The following is a 4846-nucleotide window of genomic DNA, read 5'->3' as shown; positions in this document are numbered from 1 at the left end:
TTATCTGCAAGTCGAAATCGAAATGTATACGGAGAGTAAACAAAGATAAAATCAAAAATAAGAATACATCTGTTCAGTAAATAGGATCACTACTAATTATTTTGTCCTTGACAAAGGGTACACTTCACATCTCATTTCTAACAATCTCTTTTTTGTGTGTTTTCAACAAACGATAGTAATATTGAGAAGAGATATTCCGCTGTAAAGTTCGAACGCTCCATGCTTCATTGAACGCTTCTTTAGCATACCATTCTCTTGCCGTTTTATCTTCCACCTGAATCAAAGTTCGATAATGAGTCCAGGATAATAATTCGCCAAGAGATTTTCCACTCAGTGAGTGGAAAATCTTCGGAAAGTACGTATAAAAGCGGTAATAACTATACAAATTAGATTTTGTAAACCCTTTTCCAAATATTTCTGTGAGTTTTCGAGATAAATTCTTAATTACCTGACTACCATATTCCGCCCGATCTTCCCCGTCCAGAATCTCTTCGGCAATACGCTGTCCGATAAGCCAATTGCGATATACTAGTGCCATATTCACAGCGTGATACGCTGTCTTTTGAGAGGATTCAATAATATATCTCATATCCGCAACAATATCATCTGTCTTATGTACTTCTATCATTTGGCTGATTTCTAAATTATTGATCATTTTATTCGCCTCCTAAATCCACGTTGAGATTTAATTTATTTTTCCAGCAACTTACAGAACTTCTCATAGTTTACTTTGACTTCATCTTCCAGATCTATTGAAAGTATCATAGCAGAGGGATGATGCATATAATAGATGCCAACTTAAAAATGTACAAATTCGGCGAAATAAAAACATTCAATTTTGCTTGAAAATAACTAAAAGATTTTTTCTATCATTCTAGCGTGCGGCTTGTCGTTCACAAAGCATGGCATTGAGACTTTCACCCACTACACGATAAAAAGCAATCCTGCTCGGGATTGCTTTTTTGTCATTTATAGTTCTTTTTTCTTCAAGACGCGGATGCTAAAATACATCGATGCTCCGAAGACTAGAAGTGAGAGCGCTAGGATCGAAATAAGAAACAGAGTTGGGTTTTCTGCATAGCTTTGAATGAGAGGGGCAAAAAATGAAAGATCGATATTTTCAAACAATTGGCTGATCGTCCCAGAAAGCACTCCGATCGCTAAAAAGACGATAAGAAACACAAGACGTCCCGATTCAGACCCATAACGCAGCTGAACAGGAAACATGAATGCCATGATGCAAATAGCAACAGGAATCACCGAGAGAGCAGCCATCCCTAGTTCATGCGTGTCGATTGGCTGAGATAGGCTAGTGATCATGACCAATCCAGTTGCAAAAGCGGTCGAAACCACGATCAACAAAAGCGCTAATCCATATTTTTCAAGCACATATTGCTTGCGGTCTATGGGAAGTGTGAACAAATATTTCAAACCACTTTCGTATTGATCAAAGCTAAGCGTATTGATCGAGAGCATCGCTCCGATACATGGCAAAAACCCGACGATAAATGTTGGATCGCTTTCGTTGAACAAAAGCATCGCTAAACTTAAGACGACCATCATGATCAAAAAGCTCTTTTGCGATTTGATCAATTCTAGATCTTTGATCAATAACCCTTTCACTTGCTTTCTCCTTGAACGTACATCGTAAAGAGAGTATCCAAATTGGCGTTCTCTACCACGAGTTCGGGTTCATTTTCTAAATAATATTGTTTTTCATTCACAAGACACACTTTACCAAAAGTCTCGTCTTTCACTTTCACAAGATAGCTCTTGTCCATCGTCTCGAATTGAGATGGACTCACTTTGAGGATCCCATACTTCGACAAAATCGTATCCATATCGCTATGAAAAATCATTTTCCCTTGATCGATCAAGAACACTTGGTCGCACAACGTTTCCAGGTCGCTTGAAATATGAGAGCTGATCAAGATCGAACGATCGGGATCTTCTTCCATATAGCTTCTGAGCATATCAAGGATCTCTTCGCGAGCAATCGCATCTAAGCCAGAAGTCGGCTCGTCCAAGATCAAGAATTCGGCTTGATGCGATAGCGCGATCAAAATGTTGAGCTTCGCTTTCATACCTGTCGAAAAAGTGCGGATCGCTTGTTTTCTTGGCAGCTCGAACGCTTTGACTTTTTCTTCAAAAAAACGTGGCTGAAATTTGGTATACATCGCTTTTAAGATATTCTGGATCGATTGGATCGTTAGATTCCCATTGAATGTGGAGTCGGATAATACAACACCAAGTTTTTGTTTGATTTGATCATCCAATTCTTGGATCGGTTTGCCGAATAGTTCGATCTCTCCTCCATCCAGCCGATCAAGGCCTAAAGTCAAGGAGAATGTTGTGCTTTTTCCTGCGCCGTTTTTTCCAATCAATCCTACGATCTCGCCAGGATGAACTTCCATCGAACAGTCGAGTTCAAAGGCGGGATAGCGTTTTTTTGCGTTATTAATCTTCAGAATCATATATTTCCTCCAGCATCAGATCAAACATATTCACGACTTGCTTGCGTTCAAGATGATACTGCTTCGCTTTAAGCAGCAGTTTTTCTAGATCTTGCTCGATTTCTTTTTGTTGTTCCTCGAGCAAAAGCGCTTTGTTGAATTGTTTGATATAGCTTCCTTTTCCATGAACAGTTTGGATCAATCCCTCTTCTTCAAGGGCGTCATAGGCTTTTTTTACGGTCAAAGCGCTGATCTTCAACTCTTTGGCTAATGAACGTACGGAAGGAAGATGCTCGTTTTCTTGGAAGCTTCCTTCGCGGATCCCGGCTTTGATTTGATCGACGATCTGTTCATAGATCGGTACATAGCTTGTTGTATGGATGATGATTTGCATGCGGTCTCCTTCATCTGTAAACAGAATATAACAGTATTTAACTGTTGTCAAGTGTTATATACTGTTTATTTATAATCTTAAAAAAAAATCTCTTACGAGTAAGAGATTTTAAAATGAACGCAGATGAATCGTTCCTGGCATTTCATTTTGGTTGATGCCAGAGTCAACTTCGTCTTTAAAGCTTCCTGGTGTGCGGTCGTGAGTGGTTTGACTGCGTACAGTTCGAGGTGTAAAGGTCGTAATTTCATCATCATCATACCCAATCACCATACTGTTCTCTGATAAAAGAATCGGACGTTTTAAAATTGAAGGATTCTTTTGAATCAAAGCAATCAATTCTTTTGTCGAGAAGTCATCAATCCCTTTCTCTAAAGAATGAAACACTTTTGAACGTACGGAAATGATATCTTCGGTACCATTTTCGCACCTTGACAATAAGTACTTGATCTCACTTTCTTTTAACACACTTGAAAAAATATTTTTTTCGACAAAATCAATATGATTATCTTTGAGCCACTGTTTTGCCTTTCGACAACTAGCGCACCCAGGAGAAGTATAAAGGATTACCATATATAACTTCCTCCTTAACCAAATTATAGCAACTTTATAGGAAATAAAAAGGAAGAATTCATCTTTCGTTTAAGCAATACTTTACTATCTTTTGCAATGTAGTATTCAAGAATCGATTGTGAAACTTGCTTAGATCGTCTTGGCGAGAGCTTCCAGCTTTTCTTCGTCAGCTTTTTTTGCTTTAGAGCGGATCGTGATCACCGGCTCGACAAGATCGATATTCTTCCACTTCTCGACATACGATTTGATCGTCTTGCCCGCGCTTGGCGCCCAAGAACCATTTTCAACGATCGCGACTTTGCGGTTTTGGAAATTTTTGTGGCTCAATTCAAGCAAGAATAATTCCATAGCTGGGAATACTCCGGCATCATAGCTCGACGACATCAAAACAAGCTTCGAATAGCGGAACGCTTCACCGATCGCAACAGAGACAGGCACTCGATTCAATTCAAGGATCTTGACTTTTTGCCCTGTCGCTTCAATCATCTTTTTAAGATCGTAAGCCGCCTCTTTGGTATGTCCATAGATCGTCGCATACGCGATCAAGACCCCATCTTCTTCCGGCTGATAAGAACTCCACGTATTGTAAAGATTCAAATAGTAGCCAAGATTTTCCGTTAAGATCGGTCCATGCAGCGGGCAGATCACATTGATCTCGAGTCCAGAAAGTTTTTTAAGAGCGGTTTGCACTTGCATGCCATATTTACCAACAATATTGAAATAATAGCGTCTCGCTTCTGTCGCCCAATCGTCTTCGACATCAAGCGTGCCAAATTTACCGAACGCATCCGCGGAAAAGAGCACCTTTTCTTCTGGTACATATGTCATCATGACTTCTGGCCAGTGCACCATCGGCGCCATGTAAAATTGTAAAGTATGCTTTCCTAATGAAAGCGTATCTCCTTCTTTGACAACATGTTTCTTTTGTTCGAGTCCATCGATCTCAAAGAAATTGTTGATCATCGTAAATGTCGTCGCATTCCCTACAACCTTCATATTTGGATAGAGTTTGCATAGCGTATCAATATTGGCCGCATGATCGGGTTCCATGTGAGAAACGATCAAATAATCGACTTCTCTTCCGTTGAGCTCTTCTTTGAGCGTGTTGAGCCAAGCTTCGCTTTCTCGGATATCGATCGTATCCATGACAGCAACTTTATCATCTAAGATCACATACGAGTTATATGAAACTCCATATTCAAGTGGATACTGGTTTTCAAACAAATCAAGCGTATGATCGTTCGCGCCAATAAATTTAATTGATTCACTCCACATAGTGTTATTCCTCCATAAACAGTGTAATTGTATCACTCTCCTTAAAATCTGAAAAGAGCTCTAACCACAACAAAAAAGAAGCGAAGATCACTCTTTTTCTTCGCTTTTTAAGTTTGTAAATTCTTTAGCGGATGTAAGGAAAGAAGCAAGACTT

At 39.5% G+C, this 4846-nt stretch carries 6 protein-coding genes; all 6 read right to left on the bottom strand.

Annotation, left to right across the window (positions count from 1 at the left end; genetic code table 11):
• Window positions 1-124: 124 nt before the first annotated feature.
• Window positions 125-655: a DUF1016 N-terminal domain-containing protein gene (locus BO225_RS01275; protein ID WP_076340476.1), complete on the bottom strand. Its 531-nt coding sequence runs from the start codon at window positions 653-655 to the stop codon at window positions 125-127.
• A gap of 314 nt (window positions 656-969) precedes the next feature.
• Window positions 970-1623, bottom strand: coding sequence for an ABC-2 transporter permease (locus BO225_RS01270; protein WP_076340475.1), 654 nt, complete (start codon window positions 1621-1623; stop codon window positions 970-972).
• On the bottom strand, window positions 1620-2474 hold the full coding sequence (locus BO225_RS01265; protein ID WP_419185465.1) for an ABC transporter ATP-binding protein: 855 nt from the start codon (window positions 2472-2474) through the stop codon (window positions 1620-1622). The genes BO225_RS01270 and BO225_RS01265 overlap by 4 nt, the downstream gene beginning before the upstream one ends.
• Entirely contained in the window at window positions 2458-2847 is a 390-nt protein-coding gene (locus BO225_RS01260) for a GntR family transcriptional regulator (protein ID WP_076340474.1), read from the bottom strand. Before BO225_RS01260 ends, BO225_RS01265 begins: the two co-directional genes overlap by 17 nt.
• 108 nt (window positions 2848-2955) lie before the next feature.
• Window positions 2956-3417 (bottom strand): transcriptional regulator Spx, encoded by a 462-nt coding sequence (gene spx, locus BO225_RS01255; protein ID WP_083632031.1) that lies wholly within the window; start codon window positions 3415-3417, stop codon window positions 2956-2958.
• Window positions 3418-3546: 129 nt separating this feature from the next.
• Window positions 3547-4692, bottom strand: a complete 1146-nt coding sequence (locus BO225_RS01250) for an FprA family A-type flavoprotein (RefSeq protein WP_076340473.1) — start codon at window positions 4690-4692, stop codon at window positions 3547-3549.
• Window positions 4693-4846: the final 154 nt, after the last annotated feature.

The organism is Dubosiella newyorkensis (genome assembly GCF_001945605.1).
Taxonomy (GTDB): Bacteria; Bacillota_I; Bacilli_A; order Erysipelotrichales; family Erysipelotrichaceae; genus Dubosiella; species Dubosiella newyorkensis.
This window is presented reverse-complemented; position numbering and strand designations above follow the sequence as displayed.